At 71.1% G+C, this 23922-nt stretch carries 26 protein-coding genes and 1 pseudogene; 7 read left to right on the top strand and 20 right to left on the bottom strand.

Annotation, left to right across the window (positions count from 1 at the left end; all coding sequences use genetic code 11):
* Positions 1 to 47: 47 nt before the first annotated feature.
* The gene (locus LCH29_RS26295; protein WP_446464188.1) at positions 48 to 878 is read right to left on the bottom strand and encodes a MerR family transcriptional regulator; all 831 of its coding nucleotides are present in this window, start codon (positions 876 to 878) and stop codon (positions 48 to 50) included.
* Between the two features lie 101 nt (positions 879 to 979).
* On the opposite strand from LCH29_RS26295, the gene LCH29_RS26300 reads away from it, so the two are divergent.
* Together LCH29_RS26300 and LCH29_RS26305 are read left to right on the top strand one after the other, a co-directional pair.
* On the top strand, positions 980 to 1978 hold the full coding sequence (locus LCH29_RS26300; protein WP_446464189.1) for a MerR family transcriptional regulator: 999 nt from the start codon (positions 980 to 982) through the stop codon (positions 1976 to 1978).
* Complete coding sequence (locus tag LCH29_RS26305) at positions 1965 to 2885, top strand: dihydrodipicolinate synthase family protein (protein ID WP_446464190.1); 921 nt, start codon at positions 1965 to 1967, stop codon at positions 2883 to 2885. The genes LCH29_RS26300 and LCH29_RS26305 overlap by 14 nt, the downstream gene beginning before the upstream one ends.
* A 19-nt stretch (positions 2886 to 2904) precedes the next feature.
* On the opposite strand, the gene LCH29_RS26310 is transcribed toward LCH29_RS26305, so the two are convergent.
* The 3 genes and pseudogenes from LCH29_RS26310 to LCH29_RS26320 form a co-directional block, all read right to left on the bottom strand.
* Complete coding sequence (locus tag LCH29_RS26310) at positions 2905 to 3486, bottom strand: Uma2 family endonuclease (RefSeq protein WP_446464191.1); 582 nt, start codon at positions 3484 to 3486, stop codon at positions 2905 to 2907.
* A gap of 4 nt (positions 3487 to 3490) precedes the next feature.
* On the bottom strand, positions 3491 to 4366 hold the full coding sequence (locus LCH29_RS26315) for a hypothetical protein (RefSeq protein WP_446464192.1): 876 nt from the start codon (positions 4364 to 4366) through the stop codon (positions 3491 to 3493).
* 205 nt (positions 4367 to 4571) lie between these two features.
* Positions 4572 to 5131 (bottom strand): annotated as a pseudogene (locus tag LCH29_RS26320) (cysteine hydrolase family protein).
* A 43-nt stretch (positions 5132 to 5174) separates the two neighbouring features.
* On the opposite strand from LCH29_RS26320, the gene LCH29_RS26325 reads away from it, so the two are divergent.
* Positions 5175 to 5615 carry a GNAT family N-acetyltransferase gene (locus LCH29_RS26325; protein ID WP_446464193.1) on the top strand — a complete coding sequence of 147 codons (441 nt, stop codon included), beginning with the start codon at positions 5175 to 5177 and terminating at the stop codon, positions 5613 to 5615.
* Between the two features lie 154 nt (positions 5616 to 5769).
* The gene (locus LCH29_RS26330) at positions 5770 to 6612 is read left to right on the top strand and encodes an SAM-dependent methyltransferase (RefSeq protein WP_446464194.1); all 843 of its coding nucleotides are present in this window, start codon (positions 5770 to 5772) and stop codon (positions 6610 to 6612) included.
* On the opposite strand, the gene LCH29_RS26335 is transcribed toward LCH29_RS26330, so the two are convergent.
* Both LCH29_RS26335 and LCH29_RS26340 read right to left on the bottom strand, forming a co-directional pair.
* Positions 6599 to 6919: a DUF397 domain-containing protein gene (locus tag LCH29_RS26335; protein WP_446464195.1), complete on the bottom strand. Its 321-nt coding sequence runs from the start codon at positions 6917 to 6919 to the stop codon at positions 6599 to 6601. The two genes, LCH29_RS26330 and LCH29_RS26335, sit on opposite strands and share 14 nt — an antisense overlap.
* On the bottom strand, positions 6916 to 7734 hold the full coding sequence (locus tag LCH29_RS26340; RefSeq protein ID WP_446464196.1) for a helix-turn-helix domain-containing protein: 819 nt from the start codon (positions 7732 to 7734) through the stop codon (positions 6916 to 6918). The genes LCH29_RS26335 and LCH29_RS26340 overlap by 4 nt, the downstream gene beginning before the upstream one ends.
* Before the next feature lie 123 nt (positions 7735 to 7857).
* On the opposite strand from LCH29_RS26340, the gene LCH29_RS26345 reads away from it, so the two are divergent.
* Positions 7858 to 8256 carry an ATP-binding protein gene (locus LCH29_RS26345; protein ID WP_446464197.1) on the top strand — a complete coding sequence of 133 codons (399 nt, stop codon included), beginning with the start codon at positions 7858 to 7860 and terminating at the stop codon, positions 8254 to 8256.
* On the opposite strand, the gene LCH29_RS26350 is transcribed toward LCH29_RS26345, so the two are convergent.
* A complete protein-coding gene (locus tag LCH29_RS26350; RefSeq protein WP_446464198.1) occupies positions 8249 to 8887 on the bottom strand; it encodes a TetR/AcrR family transcriptional regulator in 639 nt (212 codons plus the stop codon). The genes LCH29_RS26345 and LCH29_RS26350 overlap by 8 nt on opposite strands.
* Before the next feature lie 91 nt (positions 8888 to 8978).
* Between LCH29_RS26350 and LCH29_RS26355 the strand changes: the two genes are divergently transcribed.
* Positions 8979 to 10577 carry an FAD-dependent monooxygenase gene (locus LCH29_RS26355; RefSeq protein ID WP_446464199.1) on the top strand — a complete coding sequence of 533 codons (1599 nt, stop codon included), beginning with the start codon at positions 8979 to 8981 and terminating at the stop codon, positions 10575 to 10577.
* Here the strand turns inward: LCH29_RS26355 and LCH29_RS26360 are convergent.
* The 9 genes from LCH29_RS26360 to LCH29_RS26400 form a co-directional block, all read right to left on the bottom strand.
* On the bottom strand, positions 10554 to 11570 hold the full coding sequence (locus tag LCH29_RS26360) for a sugar ABC transporter substrate-binding protein (protein WP_446464200.1): 1017 nt from the start codon (positions 11568 to 11570) through the stop codon (positions 10554 to 10556). The two genes, LCH29_RS26355 and LCH29_RS26360, sit on opposite strands and share 24 nt — an antisense overlap.
* Before the next feature lie 440 nt (positions 11571 to 12010).
* Positions 12011 to 12694 (bottom strand): DUF5701 family protein, encoded by a 684-nt coding sequence (locus tag LCH29_RS26365; RefSeq protein WP_446464201.1) that lies wholly within the window; start codon positions 12692 to 12694, stop codon positions 12011 to 12013.
* Between the two features lie 109 nt (positions 12695 to 12803).
* A complete protein-coding gene (locus tag LCH29_RS26370) occupies positions 12804 to 13454 on the bottom strand; it encodes a LysE family translocator (protein WP_446464202.1) in 651 nt (216 codons plus the stop codon).
* Between the two features lie 45 nt (positions 13455 to 13499).
* Positions 13500 to 13805, bottom strand: a complete 306-nt coding sequence (locus tag LCH29_RS26375; protein WP_446464254.1) for a TetR family transcriptional regulator — start codon at positions 13803 to 13805, stop codon at positions 13500 to 13502.
* A complete protein-coding gene (locus LCH29_RS26380) occupies positions 13778 to 14500 on the bottom strand; it encodes a LuxR C-terminal-related transcriptional regulator (RefSeq protein WP_446464203.1) in 723 nt (240 codons plus the stop codon). The genes LCH29_RS26375 and LCH29_RS26380 overlap by 28 nt, the downstream gene beginning before the upstream one ends.
* On the bottom strand, positions 14497 to 15786 hold the full coding sequence (locus LCH29_RS26385) for a PspC domain-containing protein (RefSeq protein WP_446464204.1): 1290 nt from the start codon (positions 15784 to 15786) through the stop codon (positions 14497 to 14499). The genes LCH29_RS26380 and LCH29_RS26385 overlap by 4 nt, the downstream gene beginning before the upstream one ends.
* Positions 15787 to 16193: 407 nt before the next feature.
* Positions 16194 to 16790, bottom strand: coding sequence for an HD domain-containing protein (locus LCH29_RS26390; protein ID WP_446464205.1), 597 nt, complete (start codon positions 16788 to 16790; stop codon positions 16194 to 16196).
* 158 nt (positions 16791 to 16948) lie between these two features.
* Positions 16949 to 17164, bottom strand: a complete 216-nt coding sequence (locus tag LCH29_RS26395) for a hypothetical protein (RefSeq protein ID WP_446464206.1) — start codon at positions 17162 to 17164, stop codon at positions 16949 to 16951.
* The gene (locus LCH29_RS26400; RefSeq protein WP_446464207.1) at positions 17161 to 18492 is read right to left on the bottom strand and encodes a PspC domain-containing protein; all 1332 of its coding nucleotides are present in this window, start codon (positions 18490 to 18492) and stop codon (positions 17161 to 17163) included. Before LCH29_RS26400 ends, LCH29_RS26395 begins: the two co-directional genes overlap by 4 nt.
* 104 nt (positions 18493 to 18596) lie before the next feature.
* Between LCH29_RS26400 and LCH29_RS26405 the strand changes: the two genes are divergently transcribed.
* Entirely contained in the window at positions 18597 to 20255 is a 1659-nt protein-coding gene (locus tag LCH29_RS26405) for a protein kinase domain-containing protein (RefSeq protein ID WP_446464208.1), read from the top strand.
* Between the two features lie 29 nt (positions 20256 to 20284).
* On the opposite strand, the gene LCH29_RS26410 is transcribed toward LCH29_RS26405, so the two are convergent.
* From LCH29_RS26410 to LCH29_RS26425, 4 genes are all read right to left on the bottom strand, one after another.
* Positions 20285 to 20857 (bottom strand): DoxX family protein, encoded by a 573-nt coding sequence (locus LCH29_RS26410; RefSeq protein WP_446464209.1) that lies wholly within the window; start codon positions 20855 to 20857, stop codon positions 20285 to 20287.
* A gap of 82 nt (positions 20858 to 20939) precedes the next feature.
* Positions 20940 to 22214 carry a hypothetical protein gene (locus tag LCH29_RS26415; RefSeq protein WP_446464255.1) on the bottom strand — a complete coding sequence of 425 codons (1275 nt, stop codon included), beginning with the start codon at positions 22212 to 22214 and terminating at the stop codon, positions 20940 to 20942.
* 124 nt (positions 22215 to 22338) lie between these two features.
* Positions 22339 to 23142: a class II aldolase/adducin family protein gene (locus LCH29_RS26420; protein ID WP_446464210.1), complete on the bottom strand. Its 804-nt coding sequence runs from the start codon at positions 23140 to 23142 to the stop codon at positions 22339 to 22341.
* 74 nt (positions 23143 to 23216) lie between these two features.
* Positions 23217 to 23819, bottom strand: coding sequence for a Uma2 family endonuclease (locus LCH29_RS26425; protein ID WP_446464211.1), 603 nt, complete (start codon positions 23817 to 23819; stop codon positions 23217 to 23219).
* Positions 23820 to 23922 lie beyond the last annotated feature (103 nt).

Consider the following 23922-nt stretch of genomic DNA (forward strand, 5'->3'; position numbering starts at 1 on the left):
GGGCCCGAGACCTTCACACCGACCGAGACGTCACACCGACCGAGACGTCACACCGGCTGAGAGACCACGGCAGCCGTGATCGGCTCCTGGAGTTCCGTCACCCACTCGTCCCGGTTGTCCGGGCACTCCAGGTAGAGCTCCCGCGGGTATCCGGCCGAGCGGTAGCCGTTGCCCTCGATCCAGCGGCCCAGGGTCTGGATGGTCGGCAGGACCGTCTCCATCGAACCCCGGTGGACGATCGTCGCCGCCTGGTCGACCGGCGGCAGGTCCACGATCCGCAGCCCGTCGACCTCCTGCACCGGGGCCGCGACCTCGATCCCGGCGTGGACGAGGACACCGCCGTCCGGCGCGTCCTCGTAGTACGCGACACCGGGCCCGGTCGGCGCGATGCCCGCCGCCGCCAGGCGCGGCAGCAGTTCCCCGTACAGCGGCTGGATGACCGGTCCGATGGCGTCGAATCCCGACGCCACACCGGTCAGCTCGGCGATGCGCACGCTCGGCAGGCTCTTCACCGCTACGTCGTTGGAGGACATCTGTCCCTCGCTCTCGATGGACCGGAGCCTCGCCTCGACCCGCACCAGCCGGGCCGCCGCGGCCGTCATCGCGGCCTCCAGGTCGGCCCGTCGCACCCGCAGCATGGTCCGCAGTTCCTCGGTGGTGACCTTCTCCTCCAGGATCTCCCGGACCTGCTGAAGGGTGAAGCCGAGGTCTTTGAGGGCGATGATGCGGTTGAGCCGGGCCAGCTGGGCGGCGGTGTAGTACCGGTAGCCGGTGGCGGGATCGACCCGGGCGGGGTGCAGCAGTCCGGTCGCGTCGTAGTGGCGCAGCATCCGGACCGACACCCGCCCGTGCCGGGCGAATTCTCCGATGGTGAACATGATGTCTTCAGTCCACAGCCTCACACGGTGTCACGGTCAACCGCCGTGGAGCTTGACCTTACCCTCAGGGGCAAGGTTTAGCGTTCGTCGAGGTGAGAGACATGCGGATCGGTGAGCTGGCCCGCCGGGCGGGCGTGACGACCAAAGCGGCGCGCTACTACGAGTCGCTGGGGCTGCTGACGCCGGAGCGGCTGGCCAACGGCTACCGGGACTACGACGAGCACGACGTACGGCTCGCCCGCGAGATCCGGGCACTCAGCGGCCTCGGGATTCCCGTGGAGCGTACCCGGCCGTTCCTGGACTGCCTGGCGGCCGGCCATCGGCACGCCGACGACTGCCCGGCGTCGCTGGCCGGGTACCGGCAGGCGATCGACGAGCTGTCGCAGCGCATCGCGGGGCTCACGGCCCGCCGTACGGCGCTGATCGCGCACCTCCAGGAGGCCGCCCACCGCAACAGCCGTGTCCCCCCGGTCCCACCGGCCGACGAAGGAGCGCACGCGATGCACGACTCCCCGATGAACGACTCCCCGATGAACCGCTACCTCAGCCTGCCCGCCGACCTGCCCGTCCCCGAGGACGACGGCGCGACCGCCCACTTGCCCGGCACGACACTGCCGCCCCTGGAACTGCGCACCACCACCGGCGATGCGACGGTCCGCCTCGACGCCCTCGGCCCGGGCCGGACGGTGCTCTACGTCTACCCCCTCACCGGCCGCCCGGGCACCGACCTGCCCGAGGGGTGGGACACGATCCCCGGCGCCCGCGGCTGTACCCCCGAAGCCTGCGGCTTCCGCGACCACTACCAGGAGCTGCTGGACGCGGGCGCGGTCCGGGTGTTCGGCCTGTCCAGCCAGGACACCGACTATCAGCGCGAGGTCGTCGAACGGCTCCATCTGCCCTTCGACATGCTCTCCGACCCGACACGGAGCCTGGCCCGGGCGCTGGACCTGCCGACGTTCGAGGTCAGCGGGATGACGCTCTACAAGCGCCTGACGCTGCTCCTCCGCGACGGCATGATCGAGCACGTCTTCTACCCCGTCTTCCCGCCGAACGAGCACGCCGCCCAGGTGCTGACCTGGCTGCGCGATGCCTCGCACTGACCAGGAGCGGCTGATGTTCACCGGCCTGAGCGCCTTCCCCCTCACCCCGATCACCGACGACCGCATCGACGAGAAGGCGTTCGCCGCCCTCGTCCACCGGCTCGCCGCCGCCGGAGTCGACTCGATCGGAGCGCTGGGCTCCACGGGGTCGTACGCCTACCTCACCCGCGAGGAGCGCGCCCGCGCGGCCCGCATCGCCGTGGAACACGCCGACGGAACCCCGGTCGTCGTGGGCATCGGCGCGCTGCGCACCCGCCACGTACTGGAGGTCGCCGAGGACGCGCAGAACGCGGGCGTGGCCGGGGTGCTGCTGGCGCCGATGTCGTATCAGCGGCTCACCGACGACGACGTGTTCGGGCTCTACGAGGACGTCTCGGCGCACCTCTCCGTCCCGCTCGTCGTCTACGACAACCCCGGCACCACCCACTTCACCTTCACCGACGAGCTGTACGCGCGGGTGGCCGCGCTGCCCGGCGTGGCCTCCATCAAGATCCCCGGCGTCCCGGCCGACCCCCCGGCCGCCCACGCCCGCCTCCAGCGGCTACGGCAACTCCTGCCCGACACGGTGACCGTGGGCGTCAGCGGCGACGCCTTCGCGGCGACCGGGCTGAACGCCGGGTGCGACGCCTGGTATTCGGTGCTCGCGGGCACCTTCCCCGAACCCGCCCTGACCCTCACCCGCGCCGCCCGGTCCGGCGACCCCGACCGCGCTCGCGCGGAGTCCGAGCGGCTCCAGCCGCTGTGGGACCTCTTCGCTCGGTACGGCTCCCTCCGCGTCGTAGCCGCCGCAGCCGCCCACCTCGCCCTCACCCCACCCCACAACCTCCCCCTCCCCCTGCGCGGCCTGGACGCGGACGCCCGCGCCGAGGTCGCCGCGGTGCTCGAAGAGTTGGGGCTGAGCGCGTAGCGCGAGCAGCGCGCGCTGCTCAGGAGGCGTAGGCCTTGAGTTCCTCCGTGTCCAAGGTGAGCCCGATCGGATCGGGGAGTGCGACCGCCTGGCCGTACGGACGCGTCGTGAGACTCCGGTACTTCGCGTCTTTCGGATCGCCATGGACGGTGACCGTGCAGTCGTCCCGGTCGATGAGCAAGTAGACCGGGATGTCGGCGGCCGCGTAACCGTCACGCTTGAGCCCACGGAGACTTCGGTCGACATCCGGGTTGCGGGTGGTGACCTCGACGGCCATCAGCATGCCCGCCGGGTCGGACCACTCTCCGTGCCCCACGATGTGCCGACGCGGGGCGAGGACCGCGTCGGAGCGCACCCTGCCTTCACGGCGCGTCTCGGTCTTCAGCCCCCGGTAGGGGTACAGCGACAGGTCGGGCCGTTGTTCGAGGAAGAGCCGCACGAGCCACATGACGATCTCCCCGCGAAGTCCGTCCTGGGCAGGCTTCACCTCCAGCTTCCCGTTGATGAACTCCAGCCAGACCGTCTCCGGCGCGGCACGGGCCAGCTCTTCGAACTCATCGACCAGCATCTGGGGGCGGCGTGTTGGCGCGGTTTCCGGCATGGGATCAGCCTTCGTGCGTGCGGACATCGGACCGGATCGCCGCCGCGCGGCGGTGGACCTCGGCCGGAGACAAGCCGCCCGGCGGCAGCGGCTCCGCCTCGCCCCGGCAGGGGCGGCAGAGGCCGCCGGGGAGGGCCGCGGGCGGGCCGGGGCGGCCGCAGTCGGTGCACTCCAGGAGTCGGCTGATGGTGATCTCCGCGCGCGGCTCCGGTACGGGCTCCGGCGGCAGCTTGGCCTCCAGCCGGGTACGGGCCAGCGCGGCCGGGCTGTGCACCTGCACCGGCAGGCCGGACGTCAGAGCCCGGACGAGGCGGGCGGGGTCGGCGTCGCGCGCCAGCCAGGCCGCGGCGCGGGGTTCGAGTCGGGCGCAGTCGGCGGCCGAGAGGGTCATCCGGGGGTCCGCGCGCCCCAGGGACGCCAGGGCGTCATACGCAGGGGTCCTGGCGGGAGCGGGGGCCGTGGGTGCGGCGGCAGGACGGGGCTCCGGTGCGTCGTCGCCGCGCACGAACGCCTCCCACCACTCCTCCCCGCGCGCCGTCCGCGAGAAGAACGTACGGGTCACCCAGCGCGCCCCGTCCTCCGTGATGTGGTGCTCGCGGACGCGCCGCAGATGACCGGCCTCCGACAGCCGCCGCAGGGCCGTCGCACAGGCCATCTGGCCGTAGTCGGGGAGCCACTTGGCGAGCGTCTTGGCGTCAATCGCGGCGCCGTCCGGCAACCGGTCGATGTACGCGGCGATGGCCGCCTCACGCTTGGGCAGATGTGCGAAGTCGTCCGCGCGACGCGGGGATTGGCGGGGTGCGCTGCGCTTGCCGTAGCCGGGGTTGGCCAGCGGGTGTGCGGCGGGGTGCGGGGCAGCGATAAAGTCGGCTGAAGCCATGAGATCGATGGTCGCTTTCGATCTTGTAGGTCAGGCCCCGGACCGGTGTTGGCGCACCGCCGGGGCCGTTTGCTTGTTGCCGCGAACGCTAGACCGATACCACCGTACGTGGCAAGCCGGTCACATTATGTGCATAGGGAGGGTGGGTGGGTTCTACAACCCACCCGTTCCTTGGAAAGAGCGCTCAGGTCTCGGCACCCGAAGCTCAGCTCGCGACGGCCCGGCACCAGTCGTCGACGGTGGTGATGTCCGCCAGGCGCGGGAAGAGTTTCTCCAGCAGGAATAGATGCACATCCGAGTCGGGGTCCAGGCAGCCGTCCGCCAGGACGGTGAGGCCGAAGTCCAGGTCGGCGGCCTGGTACAGCGTGGTGAGCACGACGGCGCCGGTGGCGATGCCGGTGAGTACGAGGCTGTCGATGCCCCGGGACCTGAGCACCAGGTCGAGGTCGCTGCCCGAGAAGGCACTGGCGCGCCTCTTGGTCACCACCATGTCGCCTTCCCGAGGCTCGAGGTCCGAGTGGATCTCCGTACCCGGGTCTCCCTCCACGAACAGGCCGTCCCGTACGAGGGCGCTCAACACCTTGTTGCGGCTGCCCACTTCCGGGGCGCCGGGGCGCAGGGCGATGACGACGTAGATCACGGGGACGCCAGTCGGCCGGGCCGCTCGGCGGCGCGGGCCAGCCGCGTGAGGTACGCGGCGTCGGCCTCGGCGATGTCGACGATGGACCGTTGGACATCCATCACCAGAAGGGCGCTGTTCGCCATGCTGTCCGTCCTTCCTCGATGTCAGGGTTCTACGATCCTGATCATGCCCATGCGCAGAGAAGACGGCTACGAAATAACCACCGATCCCAGCCGCATCGACCTGGCCCTGGTCCACCACTGGCTGTCGACCGACGCGTTCTGGGCACTCGGCCGCAGTCGTGAAACGGTCGAGCAAGCAGCGCGCGCTTCGGTCAACTTCGGCGTCTACGACTCCGCCGGATCCCAGGTCGCCTACGCACGCGTCGTCACGGACCAGGCGACGTTCGCCTGGCTCTGCGACGTGTACGTAGCGCCCGCTCACCGCGGTAGGGGGTTGGGCACGTGGCTGGCCGCCGCGGTCCGTGACCACCTCGCGCCCTACAACCTCAAGCGGGTGCTGCTGTCCACGCTCGACGCCCACGACGTCTACGCCAAGGCCGGTTTCGTCCCCTTCCCCACCCCCGAGAACCTGATGATCCTCGACTCGGGCACATCGACCACGTAGCACCCACAGGAAGGGTGGACGGGTTGTGCCCGCGCACCGTTCCTTAGATAAATGCGCACAGGTTTCGGCGCGCGACACTCCGTGCCGCCTACGATGACCTATGGCCACAACTGGTCAGCTGATTGCCGCAGATTGACGATCGGGGCGCTGGAAGATGTCAGGAACGGACTGGATGTCATCGAGGTCGGAGTTCGCCCAGCCTCCGGTCGACCTCCGCACCGACATACCGCACTCCGCGCGCGTCTACGACTACCTCATGGGCGGCAAGACCAACTACGCGCCCGACCGCGCCGCCGGCGACGCCTCGGCGCGGGCCTGGCCCAGCCTGCCGACGTCCATGAAGCAGGCACGCCACTTCATGCACCGGTCGGTCCGCCACCTGGTGCGGGAGCACGGCATGCGCCAGTTCCTCGACATCGGCACCGGCATCCCGACCCCGCCGAACCTCCATGAGGTCGCGCAGGAAATCGCCCCCGACGCGCGGGTCGTGTACGTCGACAACGACCCCATCGTCCTCACCCACGCCCGTCACCTCATGACGAGCACGGCGGAGGGACGGACCGAGTACATCGACGCGGACATCCGCGACCTCGACTCCATCCTCGGGGCCGACGAACTGGGCAACACGCTGGACCTGAGGCAGCCGGTCACGCTGTCCCTGATCTCGATCGTCCACTTCGTCATGGACGAGGACGATCCGCAGGGCCTGGTACGGCGGCTGATGGCGGAACTCGCCCCGGGCAGCGCGCTGGCCATCACCGTCTTCACCGGCGACACCGCCCCCGAGGAGGTCGCCGGGGTCGGCCGCGAGTACAACGAGCGCGGTATCCCCCTCCAGATCAGGAGCAAGGCCGAGGCCGAGCGGTTCTTCGACGGCTTGGAACTGATCGACCCCGGCGTGACCCTGCTTCACCACTGGCGCCCGGACCACACCACGGAGGGGGTCCGGGACGAGGAAGTCGCGATGTACGGAGGCGTCGCGCTCAAGCGGGGCTGACGGCGGTGGCGGCGGCGAACGATATGAACTCCGCCCAGGCGTCCGGGGCGAGGGTCAGTTGGGGCCCGGCGTCGAGCTGCTTTGAGTCCCGGACGTGGACGGTGTGGGGGCAGGTGGCGACCTCGACGCAGTTGCCGCCTTCGCTGTTGCTGTAGCTGGACTTGGCCCAGGGTGCGGCGACCTCTACGCAGTTACCGCCTTCGGTGCCGCTGTAGCTGGACTTACGCCAGGAGAGGGCGACCTCGACGCAGGCGCCGCCCTCGTCATTGCTGTAGCTGGACTTGAACCACGCGAGCCCGTCGCTCATAGCTCCTCCGCCAACTTTCTGATGAAGTGCGCCGACTCCTCGGGGCTGAGGGCCTGCCGGACGATCATGTCATGGCGCCGCATCACGACGCTCACCTTCTCTGGGGCCGCAGACAGCACGCCCGTGGTCTGCCCTTCTTCATAGGCAAGGTGCTCGTGCTCTGGCGTCTCCACCAGGACGAACGGCCCACGGAGGCCCGGGTGGACACCCACGCTGGTCGGCATAACCTGGATGGTCACGTTACGCAACTGGCCGCTCGCCAGCAGATGGTTGAGCTGCCGCTTGTGGGCCTCCGGACTTCCGACGATGCGCCGCAGCACGGACTCCTCGATGACGAAGTTGAAGGACTTCGTCTGGTTCTGCAAGAGGCATCGCCGTTCCAGCCGACCCGCAACCCGTTCCTTGATCGTCTCGTCATCGAGCGGCGGCAGGTACGAGCTGAGCAGCTCGTGCATGTACTCGTCCGTCTGGAGCAGTCCAGGGATGAACTGCGGCTCATACCAACTAAGGGCGATCGCCTCGGCCTCGTACCGCATGTAGTCCTGCGAGTACGACGCGAACTTATCCGGCTTCAGGTACTCCTGACCCGCCAGCAACAGCCCACGCGCCCCGAACATCTGGTCGGCGACCTGGAGCAGCCGCAGGGCAGGCTTACGCCGCCCCTGCTCCATGGACTTCACGGTCTCGTACTCGTAGTTGGCCTCTTTGCCCAGCTCCTCGCGGCTCACCCCGGCCTGCATGCGCCACAGTTTGATCTGGTTGCCGCAATACCGCCAGGACATCGGCGACTGCGAACCGCCCTCCGTAACCGTCATCGCGCCCTCTCTCCCATGAGGCACCTGCGGTACGCATACGCAGCGTACCGACGTCGTTACTGCGGCACAGTACGCCTGACCAGCAGCATTCCGGTCATGAATGGACCAACTCCCCCTCTTCCGATGGACATCGAATGGCGGCTCCCCCGCCACCCCCGCAGCGTGGGCCGGGCGCGGACGCTGCTGCGTGAGCAGGTTCGTACGTGGCAGATCCCCGAGGTCCAAGCGGAGGTCGCCGTGCTGCTGCTCCGCGAGCTGGTGACGAACGCCTGCCGCCACGCGCGCGTTTCCCCAGGTCGGGAGGTCCGCGCACGCTGCGTGGTGCGTGACGAGAAACTGCGCGTCGAGGTGTCGGACGCGAGCGAGGTGATGCCTCAGCCGCGGCAGGCGACGGCGGAGGACGAGTCGGGGCGGGGGCTGGCGCTGATCGCGGCGCTCGCGGACGCGTGGGACGCGCATCCGCGGGCGTGCGGGATCGGGAAGACCGTGTGGTTCGAGCTGAAGCTGATCGCTGCTACGTAAGCGCCGCGAGGCCGCCCGCCAGCAGGTCGAAGGCGTGCTCGGCGTCGCGTACGGCGCCCTCGTAACGACCGTCGGCGGTCTCACCCTGCACCAGGCGCTGGAAGTTGTCCGCGGACAGCGCCCACTGGACGCCGATGATCTGGACGGCGGCCAGGCGGGCGGTGAGGTCCGGCGCGTCCGTGGTGTCGCGCAGGGCCTCGGCGAGGGCGCGTTCGCCGCCCGCCTTGAAGCGCTGCATGCGGTCGATCAGGGCCGGGGTGCCGTAGATCAGCTCGGTGAGCGAGCGGACCGCGGGGTGATCGTTGAGGCCGGTGATCGGGTCGCGGCGGCGCAGGCCGTCGAGGAAGTGGTCGCGCAGGGCGGCCAGCGGGGTGGTGTGCGCCGGGCGGGCGCGCACGACCCGGGCCGCTTCCTGCTCGTGGTCGGCCATGCGGTGCACCACGAGGTCTTCCTTGGTCGGGAAGTACGCGAAGAGCGTGCGCTTGGAGACCTCGGCGGCATGGGCGATCTCGGCAACGGAGACATGAGCGAAGCCGCGGTCGAGGAAGAGGTCGATGGCAGCGTCGGAGATCGCCGTACGCGTGCGCTGCTTCTTGCGTTCGCGCAGTCCTGGCTTGTCGGGCGTCGTCACTCGTTCAAGCTACCCCACCAAACTGCACTTGGAATATTTCTGCACCTGGTGTAGAAGTATACCGAGTGCAACGAACGAGGGGGAGCATGGGATGAACGAGACCGAGACGGACGTCGTGATCGTGGGCGCCGGGCCGACCGGGCTGACGCTGGCGTACGAACTGGCGCTGGCCGGGGTGGAGACCCTGGTGCTGGAGAAGCTGACCAGCCGCAACCGGCAGACGAAGGGCGGCGCGATCCAGGCCCGTACCGCCGAGCTCCTGGAGTCGCGCGGACTGCTGGAGCCGATGCGGCGCCGGGCGATCCCCGGCCCTCCGGTCGGCGCGAACTTCGCGCTGCTGCCGGTGCCGCTGGACTGCGGGCCCTGGGACACCCGGTATCCGTCCCCGGTCATGCTCCCGCAGTGGGAGATCGAAGAGGTGCTGGAGGAGCGGGCCACCGCGCTCGGGGCGCGGGTACGGCGCGGCGCCGCCGTGACGGCCGTCGAGCCGGACGACGACGGGGTGACCGTGACCACGGCGGACGGCGGGCCGCGGGTGCGGGCGCGGTACGTGGTGGCGTGCGACGGGGGACGCAGCGGGGTCCGTAAGGCGCTCGGGGTGCCGTTCCCGGGGCGGCCCGGTACGTATCTCGCCGTGCTCGCCGATATCCGGCTGTCGGCGGCGTCGTCGCTGGTGCCGCGCGAGCGGGGGCAGATCAGCACGCTGACGCGCCAGGCGAACGGCTACTGGTCCATGCTCATCCCGATCGGCGACGACCGCTACCGGCTCACCTACGGGGCCTTCGGGCGCGAGGACCCCGAGGACCTCACCCGGGCCACCCCGGTCGGCGGGGACGAGATCGCCGCCGCGCTGCGGGCCGTGTACGGCGAGGAGACGGTGCTCGGCGGGGTGGACAACGCCTCGCGGTTCTCGGACGCGACCCGGCAGGTCGAGCGGTACCGGGAAGGCCGGGTGCTCTTCGCCGGGGACGCCGCGCACATCCACCCGCCGCTGGGCGCCCAGGGGCTGAACCTCGGCCTCCAGGACGCGTTCAACCTGGGCTGGAAGCTCGCCGCGACCCTCCAGGGCCGGGCCCCGGCCGGGCTGCTGGACACCTACCACGCCGAACGGCACCCGGTCGCGGCCCGGGTCCTCCACCACACCGCGGCGCAGCGGGTCCTGGCGGACCCCCGCCCCAGCGAAGACGTGGCGGCCCTCCGGGACATCTTCACCGACCTGATGCGGCTGCCGGACACCAACCGGTACCTGTCGGGCCTGATCTCCGGCCTGGCCCTCCACTACGACGTACCCGGCACGCACCCCCTCACCGGGCGGCGGGTCCCGGACGCCGAACTGACGACCCCGGACGGCCCGACCCGGCTGTCGGCCCTCTTCGGGTCGGGGCACGCCGTACTGCTGGACGTGGCCGGGCTCGTCCCGGAGGACCTACAGCTACCGGGACACGTCGACCTCGTACGCGCCAAGCCCCGGGCCGAAGCCGACCTGGGCGCGGGCGCGCTGCTCCTGCGCCCCGACGGCTACGTCTGCTGGGCGGGGGACGACGCCGGGGCGTGCCGCGAGGAGCTGCCGCGCGCGATCGCCGCGCATCTGGTCGATGGAGAGAAGCCGCCCCCGACTCACCCATCCGCGCTGGGACCGATGACCCCGCCAAGGTCCTGTCAGCCACTAGACGCGGTTGCCCCACAGTGATGGGTCGTTCACGTTTCGCTTGGTGACCACGGGGGCGGGGAGCTGGTCCTCAAGGATTCCGCTGGGCAGCCGGACGATGGTGCTGCCGTGGTCCGTCGGCCCCGGTGCGAACTTCTGCCCCTCCATAGCCTTCTTGATGTAGCTCATGGCGTATTTCGCGTAGAGATCGATGGGCTGGGAGACGGTGGCGTCGATCTTTCCTTTGCGGATCGCATCGAGTTCCTGCGGGATGCCGTCGTTGGCGACGATGGTGATGTGTCTGGGGTCGCCGACCGGGAAGAGGGCGTTGTTTCGTTGCAGGATCGACAGCGCCGGTACCAGATAATCGCCGCCTGCCTGGAGGTAGATGCCTTTGATATCGGGATGGGCGTGGTACATCGATTCCAGGCCGACCGCGGCCTTACCGGCCTGCCAGTCCGCGGGGATATTCAGAACCTTGATGCGCGGGTAGTGCTTGGCCATGCAGGTAAGGAAGGACTTCGTGCGGTCTTGGCCGTTGACCGACGCCAGGCCGCCCTGGATCTGCACGACCTTGCCGGTCTTGACGGCATCGCCGAGGTACTGGCATGCCTTCCGGCCAAAGGCGCGGTTGTCCGCCCGGACCACCATGGCGACCTTGCCGCTGTCCGGTGCGACGTCCACCGCTACCACCGGCACCCCCGCCTGCCCGGCCGCGCGCAAGCCGGGCCGGATCGCCGCAGAATCCAGCGGCCCCACGACGAGGCCCTTGACCTGCTGGACCAGCAGGGTGTGGATATCGGAGATCTGTTTGTGGGTATCGGATTGGGAATTCACTGCGGGGAGCATTTTGACGCCGTGAGCCTTGGCCTGCGGAGGGACGGCGGCATTATAGGCCCGCCAGAATGGCGTGGTCTTCGGAATGACCACTCCGACCTCCCCCGTGGTGGCCGTGGGACCGGGCTTTGTGCCGCCGCCGCAGCTCGTTGTCGCAAGGCCGCAGGCGAGCGCGACAATGGTCGCGGCGGTGGCCATGCGCCTCGTGCGGCCCGGCCTCGGAACTCGGGGCACGGCGGAGCGACTGGGGGCCCGGAGTACCGGTCGCCTCCAGAATTCTCGCCCGTGATGTGTGCCCATTCAGCCGTTCCCTCGGGAAAGACACCCCGGCGCGGCGGTGAAACCCGGCGGGCCGTTCTCGGCCCGCTGCCTTCTTATCCTAGTGGCTCGTCAGGACCTTGGCGGGGTCATCGGTCCAAGCGCGGATGGGTGAGTCGGGGGCGAAATTGGTTTTCGGCTCGGCGCGGGCGTTGTGCCAGCGGATGTAAGCGGCGATGGCGGCGTTCTGTTCGTCGTGGCTGCCCAGGCTCGGACGCCGGTGGCCGGATCGAGGGCGGCGAGCTCGCCCCGGACGACGCCGGGGCGTGCCGCGAACGGTTGCCGCGCGCGATCGCCGCGCAGCCGGTCGATGGGGCCGCCTAGGCGTCGGACAGGCGGCCCGTCGCGGAGGCGAAGCCCAGCCAGGTGTGGCGGTTGTTCGCCCAGCACCAGCCCACCTTGGGGGCGTCGCGGCGCTCGCGGCCGTCCCGCCCGGTGCCGTTGCTGATCCAGATCGCCGGAGTGCGGGAGTCCAGGGCCCCGTTGGCCTTGCGCAGGCGGGAGCCGATGGTCATGAAGCAGTGGTTGCGCTCCAGAACGGCGGGCTGCTGCATCACCCAGTGGATGCCCTCGGTGAGCAGCAACGGCGTGCGGGCCTCCGCGGTGAGGGCCGGAAGTGCCTCGTTCGGGCTCCAGTTGGCCATCTGGTCGCCGCGGTCGAGGCCGGTGAGCAGGTAGAGCGGGGCCTCGGGCAGCACGACCGTGTCGAGCGGGGCGAAGAGGTCGACGTCGGGCATGTCGGTGACGACGAAGCCCGGCTTGTCGCCGCGGTGGATCAGCGGCGCGAGGGCGGAGGCGGGGGCCCGGTCCGGGTGAACGGCGAGCAGGGCGCCCCCGCCGCCCGCAGCGGCCTGGGCGGCGGCGAAGGTACGGATCTCGGCGGCGGACAACCCGGCGATCTCGTGCACCCCCAGCTCGATCAGCCGCTCGGCCTGCGCACTCAGGGCCGGGGGTGCCGGAGGTGCGGGGACGGTGGTGGAGGTGGCGGGCGTGGTTGCGGGCACGATGCTCCCAGGGCAGCGACGTGAGCGGACCCTGGGGCAACGCGGCCACCCCACCGGAACGTTCCCCACCGCTACCCTCGCCTCTCGGGCACGCGGGTCAGGGTCAGGGTCAGGGTCCGGCGGAGACCGGGGTGCGGGACAGGGCGGTGCGCAGTGCGAAGACGCCGAGCAGGCCGCCTGCCGCGAACCGCTGGGCGGCCATGACGCGGGGCCGGGTGGCCAGAAACCCCGAGACCCGTGCTGCGCCCAGCATGATCAGCCCGTTCACGGTGATCCCGACGACGATCTGCACGCCACCGAGCTGGAGCAACTGCGCCCAGGCCGGGCCTCCCTGAGGGTCCAGGAACTGGGGCAGCAGCGCGGCGTACATCAAAGCGATCTTCGGGTTGAGCAGGTTGGTCAGCAGCCCCATCGAGAACAGGCGGGCGTCGGAGACCGGGGGCAGGTCCTGGTCCGGGGCGAAGGGCGAGCGACCGCCGGGCTTGAGCATGCCCCAGGCGAGGTAGGCCAGGTAGGCGGCCCCGGCCAGCTTGACCACGGTGAACGCCACCGGCACCGCGGCGAACAACGCGGACAGGCCCGCGGCCGCGGCCAGCAGGTAGAACAGGAACCCGACGGCGGTCCCGCCGAGGCTGACCAGGCCCGCCCTTCGGCCCTGGGTGATCGCGCGGGAGGCGAGGTGGACCATGTTGGGTCCCGGGGTCAGAACCATGCCCAGTTCGACCAGGGCCACCCCTCCCACCGCGGTCAGAGTGATCACCGGTCAACCTCCTGGTTGTTCAAAGGACGCCTACGACGCATCAGGTTACGACCCCCGCCGCTCGGGACTTGCGTGCACCCGTGACGGCCTTTCGTCGATGAAGAAGAGCACCCGGTGCTCCGGCTCGCCGAGCGCGTCCAGCAGGCAGTCCACGATCAGCGCGCCCTTCGACGGCCAGCGCCGGTAGACGGTCGGCTTCGCGACGCCCGCCGCGGCAGCGATGCGCTCAACGGTGTGGTGGGCAAGCTCGCCCGGGCCCTCGATGACCTCCTCGCCGATCTGAAGTGGGCCCGGCCTCCCGCCGCCTGGGTTGAGAGCAGGCGTCAGACCAGGCGGCGGGCGGTGGCCCAGCGGGTGAGTTCGTGGCGGTTGGAGAGCTGGAGCTTGCGCAGGACCGCCGAGACGTGGCTCTCCACCGTCTTCACCGAGATGAACAGCTGCTTGGCGATCTCCTTGTAGGCGTAGCCGCGCGCGATCAGGCGCAGGACCTCGCGTTCGCGCTGGGTGAGGCGGTCCAGGTCCTCGTCCACGGGCGGGGCGTCCGTGGAGGCGAAGGCGTCGAGGACGAAACCGGCCAGGCGCGGGGAGAACACCGCGTCGCCCTCGGAGACACGGAAGATCGCGTCGACCAGGTCGGTGCCGGTGATCGTCTTGGTGACGTAACCGCGGGCGCCGCCGCGGATCACGCCGATGACGTCCTCGGCGGCGTCCGAGACGGAGAGGGCGAGGAAGCGCACCGGGCGCTCCGTGGCCGCCATCAGCGCGGCGCTGCGGCGCAGCACCTCGACCCCGCCGCCGCCGGGGAGGTGGACGTCGAGCAGGACCACCTCGGGGCGGGTCGCGGTGATCACGGTGACGGCCTGGTCGACGTCGGCCGCCTCGCCGACCACCTCGACGCCGGTACGGGCCGTCTCGCCGATCTCGGCCTGGACGCCGGTGCGGAACATGCGGTGGTCGTCGACGAGGACGACGCGGCACCGGCGGGCGTCCGTGCCGGTGGTTCCGTTCGTCGCGTCCGTACCGCCGCCGCCCGTTGCCTCGGTCATGTCGTCGCCGCCCTCTCCATCTCCAGCTCCACTACCGTGCCCCCGTCGGGCGCGGACCTCAGCCTGGCCGTGCCGCCGTTCCGCTGCATTCTGCCGATGATCGACTCGCGGACGCCCATACGGTCGTCCGGTACCGCGTCCAGATCGAAGCCCGGGCCCCGGTCGCGTACGGACAGGAAGACCGTCGCGCCCTCGACTTCGGCGAACACCTGGACCGCCCCGCCGTCGCCACCGTACTTGGCGGCGTTCACCATCGCCTCGCGTGCGGCCTGCATCTGCGCCGCCAGTCTCTCGTCCAGCGGGCAGTCGCCGACCACCACGACCTCGATCGGGACACCGTGGTGGTCCTCGACCTCCGCCGCCGTCGCCTTGACGGCCTCCGCGAGGGTGTCCGGTTCCTCCGCCTCGTCCTTGCCCGTGCCCTCCGGCTTGTACAGCCACGCGCGCAGCTCCCGCTCCTGCGCGCGGGCCAGCCGGGCCACTTCGCGCGGGTCCTCCGCGCTGCGCTGGATCAGGGTCAGGGTGTGCAGCACCGAGTCGTGGACGTGCGCCGCCACCTCGGCCCGCTCCTGGGCGCGGATGCGCATCAGACGCTCCTCGGAGAGGTCCTGCGTCATCCGGATCACGTACGGGCCCGCCAGCAGCGCGATGCCGACGATCACGGCGAGGGCCGCTTGGAGGGCGGCGCCCAGGTACTGGGCCGAACCCTGGCCCTGGAGGACGAGGATGCCGGTCACCCCCGCGCCCACCAGCACCACCCCCGCCCCCGCCCGGGCCAGCGGCAGCACCCGCTTGCTGCGGCTCAGCTCCACCCACTGGGCGCGGCGGGCGTTGTCCGCCTGCCGCCAGAACAGGGCGACGCCCGCCCCCACGAGGAGCAGCGGCCAGATGTAGGTGTTGGCGCGGCCCAGCTGGAAGCCCTGGATGAAGATGCCCATGCCGATGAAGAGCGCGACCAGGGCGATGATCTGGCCGCGTTCCGGCTTGCGGGCCAGGATCCGGCGGCGGCCGTCGGGGCCCACGGTGGTGAGGGGGCGGGTCGTCTCGCCCACGCCGCCTACGCCGAGGGGGACGATGAACCAGAAGAGCGCGTAGAGGAGGGTGCCGAAGCCCTCCGCCATGATCAGGGCGACGAACGCGATCCGTACCCAGGAGACCGGCAGCCCCAGATGCCCCGCGAGGCCCCTCGCCACGCCGCCGAGGAGGCGGCCTTCGGCGCTGCGGTAGAGCTTGCGCGGGGGTGGCTCCGTGGGGGTGGGGGTGGTCGGGGGTGCGGGGGCGGTCATGCCTCCGATCGTCACACGGGGGGTGTGGTCCGGACATCAGGGGCGACCCTGATCATTCCCGGAGGGGGCGGGTGGGCGCCTGCGGTGGGCGCCTGCGGCGGCTTGTTCCCCACCCCGCCCCTTCCCGAAACTGGGGCTCCGCCCCGGACCCCAGGGTGGGGGCTCCGCCCCCACACCCCCGCCGGGGCTCCGCCCCTGGACCCCGGACACCGCGGGCCCGTCGGCGACGGACACCGCCCCGCGCCGAGTGCCGCCCGAGCGGGGGCAGATGCGCCGCGCCGAGCTGCGACGGGGCCGTCACCAAACAGCCCGCGCCGCGTCAGGGGGCCGTCGCTGAGCAGCCCCACCCGCAGCGGGGCCGCCTCACCGAGCCCGCCCGAACAGCGGGGACGGCGTCAGGGGTGGGCTCAGGTGTGCGCGTGGCCGTATCTCGCGGCAAGCGGCTCGACATCCGGTTCGCCGAAGCGGGTGCGTAGGGCTTGGAACTTGGTGATCTTCTCCGGGCCGAAGCGGGACACGTGGGTGGCGTAGGTGTCGAAGGAGAGGAACGCCGGAGGGGTGGTCTTGGTGTGGAACTTGTCCGCGTACATGACCAGCTGTTCCTCGCCGGTCTCGGCCACGTAGTCGGCGGGCGGCAGGGGCAGCGCCTGGCGTTCGACGTCGTGGCGGGTGAGCCCTACGCCGGTGTGGCAGGAGCAGAAGCGGCACAGGCGCTCGGGGAAGCCCTCCTCGCGGAGGATCGCGTGGCCGAGGACGCCGTGGCGGATGTAGTCGTCGGTGCGGAGTCGGCCCATGGTGTCGTAGAGGCGGTAGACGCCGATGTCGTGGAGCAAGGCGCCCGCGCGGACGAGGTCGGCGTCGAGGGGGTGGGCGTCGGCGGCGAGCAGTTGCTCGGCTACGCGCCAGACGATCTCGCAGTGCGTGTGGACGAGCTCGAACGCCTCGCGCGTCGGCGCGTACTTCTCGTGCAGCGCCCGTATGTCGTCGACCGTCGGAAGGATCACGGCGGGGAGCGTAGCAATGGGGCAGAGCTAGTGCCGCGTCAGCCAAGGTTCACCCCGCTCGCCGCCCTGGCACGGCCATCTGCGGCGTTGCCGAATCGACCGAGTAGGCCCACTACGAGGCCGACCTCGCTACCGGGCGAACCTTGACTGACGCGGCACTAGGGGGTGTCCGTTCCGCGGGCCCGCTTCCGGCGGGCCAGGTACGTCAGGGCCGACACCACCCCCGCCCCGCACAATCCCCCGACCAGCACCATCAGCGGTACGAGCGTCCGCACGTCCCACTCCCCGGCGGCGTCCAGCCCGTACACCGTCGCGACACCCAGCACGACGAGGCCCGCCACCAGCTTTCCCGGTTCCACCGGATGGCGCTTCATGAGCGCGTCACCTCCACGTTCCCCAGGCCGATCGACAGCCGCAGCACCAGCGTTCCGTGCGCGGCGCTCGCGCCGCCCTTCGGGTCGAGGGTGAGGGTGCGCTCCCGGCCCGGTTCGATGTCGATGTCGTCGTTGCGTTCGCCCGGGAGCCGGATGTCGCCGAGCCCCGTCCGGATGGACAGCTTGAGGCGGGCGTCCCGGGGCACCGTCACGGCGAGCTTTCCGGCGCCGACCTCGGCCCGGGTCCGGACGGTCTGGTCGTCCGTCAGCCGGAAGCGGTCGAGTTTCAGCTCGCCGACGCCCCCGCCCAGCTCGTACGAGGGCCGTACGGCGGCCGCGGACGTCGGGGCCCAGGTCTCGCGGGACCAGTCGGTGGTGACGGACCGCGGGAGCGCCGTGGCGGCGGCCAGCAGGGCGCAGGTGACGACGGTCATGAGGGCGGTCCCCACTCCCGTCCGCCCGTACCAGCAGCTGACCGTCATCCCGAGGCCGAAGACGGCCAGCGCGCAGGTGAGGCCGATCTCCAGGCTGGTGCCGAGCGGTTGGGAGTGCCAGGAGAGCCGGGTGCCGGCGGCCGCGGCGGCGAGCGCGACCAGGAAGATCCAGCCGCCGATGGAGGACCGGTCGCGGATCCGCCGGGCGCGCGCCGCCCGCGCCGTGGCCTTGTCGTACGGGCCGTCGTCCGGGCCCCACAGATACCCCGAGCCCGCGCCCGGCAGCCCCGTCGTGCCGTCCTTGACGAGCGGGTCCCGCCACCACGACGGCCCCGGCCCGCCCCGCGTCGGCGGAGCCTTGGCCTCCGGGGGCGCGTCCGCGACGGCCTGCGCCGTGGCCGGATCCACCGGGGCACCGCTGCCCGTCGCCAGCCTCCGGTGGTGCGACCAATAGCCGACGCCGCCCGCCGCGAGGGCCAGCATGAACGAGAACAACATCACGCCGCCGTTGTTCAGCATCGACAGGAACAGCCCGCAGCCGACCAGCGCGCACAGGACCGCCGTCAGCGCCGGACCCTCGACACGCCCGGAGAGCAGTCGGCGCCCCTCGTTTTCGTCCTCCCCGTTCATGGGGACGAGCAGCCAGCAGAAGCCGTACACGATCAGGCCGATTCCGCCCGCGACGGCCAGCACGGACAGGACGATCCGGAAGATCACCGGGTCGACGTCGCAGGAGCGGCCGAGCCCGCCGCACACCCCCGAGATCATCTTCTGGTCGCGGCTGCGCCGCAGCGGCACATGCGCGAACGGCGGCGGCTGCGGGCCCGCGCCCCGGGATCCTCCGGAACCGGCCGCGCCCTCGCCTTCGTCCGCCACGGTGGGTGCATCGGTCATGCGTCCATGGTGACAAGACGGTCGTTCCGGCGGCATCCGGTGGAACCCTGGGCCTTCCCTGAGATCATCCCCGATGTCGTGGCGACTATCGTGGCGGGTCGAACATGCGCGGCGGGCGGGGAGAGCGAGCCGCCGTGGAGCGGGAGGGGAGTGCGGTGTCGGACGTAGGGCGGCTGATCGCCGGACGGTACCGGCTGGCCGAGCAGATCGGTCGCGGCGGCATGGGTACGGTCTGGCGCGCCGAGGACGAACTGCTGGGCCGTCAGGTCGCCGTCAAGCAGCTGCACGTCTCGCCGCACCTCAGCGAGGACGAACTGACGACGATGCACGAGCGCACCCGCCGCGAGGCGCGGAGCGCGGCGCGCATCACGCACCCCAATGTGGTCGTCGTCCACGACGTCGTGGACGACGAGGGACTGCCCTGCATCGTCATGGAGTACGTGCCGTCCACGACCCTGGGCGACCTGCTCAAGGAGGGCGGAACGCTCTCCCCCGACGAGACCGCCCGCATCGGCCGCGGCATGATCGCCGCCCTGCGCGCCGCCCACGCGGCGGGCGTCCTGCACCGCGACGTCAAGCCCGGCAATGTGCTGCTCGGCAAGGACGGCCGGGTCGTGCTCACGGACTTCGGCATCGCCATGGCCACCGGCACCTCCACGCTCACCAAGACCGGCGAGGTCGTCGGCTCCATCGACTACATCGCCCCGGAGCGGGTGCGCGGCCGCAAGCCCGGCCCGGCGTCCGACCTGTGGGCGCTGGGCGCGACGCTCTATCAGGCGGTGGAGGGCCGGGCTCCGTTCCGTAAGCCGACGCCGATCGAGACCGGGTACGCGATCGCCGTGGACCCGCTGGACCCGCCGCGGCGGGCGGGCTCGCTGGCCCCGCTGATCGAGGCGCTGCTGGAGAAGGAGCCGGAGCGGCGGCCGTCGGCGGAGGAGACGGAACGGGCGCTGCGCGGCCCGGCGTCGGAACCGGAGACGACGGTGTTCCCGGTGCAGGGGCAGGACGGCGGTCGGACGACCACGACGACCATGGCCCTGACGACGAACCGGAGCCCGGCCGCGGAGACGCCTCCGGGGCCGCCCCCACGGCGGGACGCTCCCACACCGCAGCGGCCGAACCCCGTCCCCGATTTCCCTCCCGCCTCCCCGCCCCAGGGTTCCGGCGCCCGCAAGGCCCGGTGGACCGCCGTCGGGACGGCGCTGGCGGTCGTGGTGGTGGCGGGTGGCGTCTACGCGTGGAAGGCGGACATCGGCAGCCCCTCCGTCTCGGCCCCCTCGGCCTCCCCCTCGTTCACCCCGTCCCCCGTCCCCGAGGGCTACCGCCTGGTGAAGGGCCTCGGCGTCTCCTTCCCCGTCCCCGACGCATGGAAGATCGACTCCGACTCGGACGGAAAGGTCGACAACACCCAGGAGGTCCGCTACCTCGACCCCACCAAGATGGTCCAATTGTCGGTGAACGTCCTCGACTTCGCCTCCGACGACCAGGTCAAGCACTTCGAGGACGTCGAGGCCAGCCTGAAGAAGGAGGTCCTCGCGTACGAGCGGACCCGTATGCAGGAGACCACCTTCCGCGGCATGCCCGCGGCGATCTGGGAGTTCCGGTTCAAGGGCCGCGCCCGCTGGTTCCGGGCGATCGACCTGGGCTTCGGCAACGAGGGCGACAAGGAGTACGCGATCTATCTGAGCGCGCCGGAAGACCAGTGGAGCCGGTACCGCCCGATCTTCGACAAGGTCCGCGACGGCATCCGGCTCCCCTCCTGAGCGGAGCCGGATGCCGGATGTTCCGTGCGTCAGGTGAAGAGCTGGGAGTTCTGGCGGCGGCGGTGCTTGCTCCAGACCGTGTCCAGGGACAGGTAGGGGGCACCGGCGAGGACCAGGGGCAGCCAGGCCATCAGATAGGCCAGGTCGTTGCCGTAGTAGTACGGCTCCGTCTGCCAGCTCACCGTCAGCCACAGGCTCAGCGAGATCAGCGCCCCGCCGAGGGCCGCCAGGCGGGTGAGGAGCCCGAAGAGGGTGCCGAGGCCGACGGCCAGTTCTCCGAAGGCGATGACGTAGCCGAAGGTGCTCGGGGCGTTCAGGGCCTGGTCGACCAGCCAGGGGACGGCCGAGGTGTCGCGCACCTGGCTCATCAGCTGGCCGATCGAGCCCGCGCCGCTGTCGGCGAGGAACGCCGAATCGGTGAGCTTGTCGATCCCGGCGTACACAAAGGTGACGCCGAGGAAGATCCGCAGCGGCAGCAGCGCATAGCGGGCTGCCGTCTCCCGCACTCCGCCCGTCGGCGGGCCGCCTATGCCGCTCACGACGTTCACACTGCCCGCGTCTCCCGCGGGACCCCCTCCGACCGTTCGGTCCGCATGCCTCATGACGCCCGCCTCTCCCGTTGCGCAGTCATCAAAACCATACGGAGGGAATGCGGGTTCCGACTCAGTGCAGGGGGGTTACGACTCAGTCCAGTACGTCGATCTGGTAGCGGTTCGTCTCCGCCCCCGACGCCGTCACCACCTGCACGTCCACCCGGCCCGGCTCCACGTCCACCGGCACCGGGACGGTCAGCGCCGTATCGGTCGGGTTGCTGAAGCCGCCCGCCACCGGCACCAGGGGGACGTGGACGTGGACGGCACCGATGCGGACGACCATCCGGGCCAGCCGGTCGGGGTCCCCCGCGCCCGGCGGGACGAAGCCGCTGCCGCGGATCTCGATGTCGTCGCCGGTACGGATCGGGGCGTCGCGGTCGATGCCGCCCTCCTCGGGGCGGACCCGGACGACGGACAGCACGGTCGGGCGGCCGCCCTCCGCGTACTTGCCGGTGAGGTACATCAGGACGGAGACGACGGCGAGCAGCACCAGCCCCCAGGGCAGCTCCGGCAGCCGCCACGGCTCGCGGGCGAGGCGGACGGCGGCGAACGTGAGGGCGACCGCGTGGACGACGACGTACTGGGCGTCGGCGAAGCTGCCGCGGCCCGCGTCGTCCGTGAGGAGGTCGGCGGCGCGCGGGCGGACCGCGCGGACCTTCTGGAGCCGCTGAGCCCGCACCCGGGCCGCGACGACGAGCCGGGCGAGCACCGCGGCCACGCAGGTCAGCGAGGCGACCGTGAGCAGCCCGGCGGCGTGCCCGAGGGACAGACCCCCGGCGATCCGGTCCCGGTCGCCGGGGTCGACGGCCAGCTCGACGGCGAGGACGAGCACCGAGAAGACGGCGAGCAGCAGCCAGGCGGCGGCGAGGGAGCGGGAGGTGGACATCCGGTTGTCCTCGCCGACGAGCGGCGCGAGCGGGCCGCCGTTGCCGTAGTGCAGCCGGGCGGTGAGGGTCAGCAGCGCCCCGGTGACGAGGGCGGCGGTGAGCCCGGCGGTGCGGGCGACCGACCAGCCGGTGCCGAGCGCCGTCGCCAACTGCCCGATCAGCAGCGCCCCGACAGCGCCCCAGACCACCAGCAGGGTGCGCCGCCACACCGCGTCGCGCCATGCGGTGCTCTCGGCCTGGCCGCAGTCGAGGACCGTACGGGCCGCGTGGGCGAGCTCGTCCGACACCCACTGCCGGGACGCCCCCGCGGAGTGCGCGAGAGCCGCCGGAAGGCCCTCTCCGGCCGCGAAACGCTCCCGCATGGCCACGAACGCGGCCACCGCCCGCCGGTGGCCCTCGCGGGCGCCCTGCGGGCACTCACAGCCCGCCGCGCCGTGGTCCGCGTGGCCGTGGCCGCCGGGTCCGCCCGCCGCCTTCACTGTCGCCTTCGTGGCGTCTTTCGTCGTGTCCACCGCCACGAGGTCTCACCGCTCCGTCGTTCACTCGTTCTGTACGCCCAACTGACATGTGTTGAGGGAGGATTGTGCCGCACCGCGAGGGGTCTCAGTTGAGCAGGTCCGGCTCACCGCGGGTGATCTGGAGATACAGAGGCTGATAGTTGATCCACGCCACAAGATCGCTTCCGAGCTGCTCACGGGTCTGCACGGCGCTCCGGTGATCGATGAGCACCGGCTTCCCCGCCGCCTTCGCCGACAGCTGCGCCTGGCACGCGCGCTCCATCGTGATGAACCACCAGGCGGCCGCGTCGACCGAGTCCCCGACGGTCAGCAGACCGCGATTGCGCAGGATGAGGGCCTTGTACGCACCGAGCGCGGACGCGATCCGGCGGCCCTCCTCCTCGTCCACGACGACGCCGGTGCTGCTGTCGTAGAGCCCGTGGTCCTCGAAGAAGGCGCACACGTCCTGGGTGATCGGCTCCAGCAGCTCGCCGAGCGCGGACAGGGCCCGGCCGTGGGCGGAACGGGTGTGGGCGACCGCCACCACATCCGGTCGGGCCCGATGCACGGAAGAGTGAACGACGAAGGCCGCCTGGTTGACGTGGTAGCGCCCGTCGACCACCTGGCCCGCCTCGTTGACGAGGATCAGGTCGCTCACGGTGACGTGGGCGAAGGGCATGCCGAAGGGGTTCACCCAGAAGTGGTCGGTGAGTTCCGGGTCGCGCACGGTGATGTGCCCCGCGACCCCCTCCTCGTACCCGTACCGCCCGAAGATCCGCAGCGCCGCCGCCAGCCGCTCCTTGCGGTACCGCCGCTCGTCGGCCGGGGAGGCGTGGGTGGGCGGCATGGTGATGTGCAGCTGGTCGGTCGGTATCGGCTCGGGGTTCGGCCGCGGTATCGGCATCGTCATCTCGGCAGCTCCCTCCTCGGGACCTTCAAGGCTCCGAGGCGGAAGCTACCTCTGGGTATCGCAGGAGGCCAGGGTCAGGGCCTACGGGGGTTGATCCCGGTGAGGTCGATCTCGATGGGGAACGGGACGCTCAGGGTGAGTTTGCTGTGGTAGATACCGGTGGTTTGGTACGCGTTCACAGCGGGGTCCAGCTCGTAGACGTAGACCACGGGGAGGCCGCCCTCCTCCTCCACCCGCCAGAAATGCGGCACACCCGCACCGGCGTATTTGCGCGGCTTGACCTCCCGGTCTCGCTCCCTGGAATCCGGCGACACGACCTCCACGGCCAGAAGGATCTGCTGAGGGCCGTACCAGGTCTGGTGCGCGTCGAGAAACTCGTACGCCTGCGTCACCAGGACATCCGGCTCGATCCGGTTCTTGTCATCGAGCCGGACGCTCATCTCCCGCAGGACCTCTGACGCGTCCGGCGCCTGGTTCTCCAAGGCGAACTCGAGCAGTTTCATGACACGTGCGTGGAACGCGGCCTGCGGACTCACGAGGACGAGACTCCCGTCGATCAGCTCCGTGTGCGGAGGAAGATTCGGAAGCCGGTCGAGATCGTCCGCCGTCCAGCCGCCCTGCGGCGGGCGGGCCCACTCGTACTGCTCGTCCAGCTCGTACTCGCGTGCGGCGCTCATGATTGCTCCCATGGGACGGAGTCTCGCCTCTGCGGTCAGAGTACCCAGCGCAAACAGCGACGCCGCCACCCAAACGTATGAGCGACGGCGTCGGTGTTGACGA

This window comes from Streptomyces sp. BRA346 (assembly GCF_052851135.1).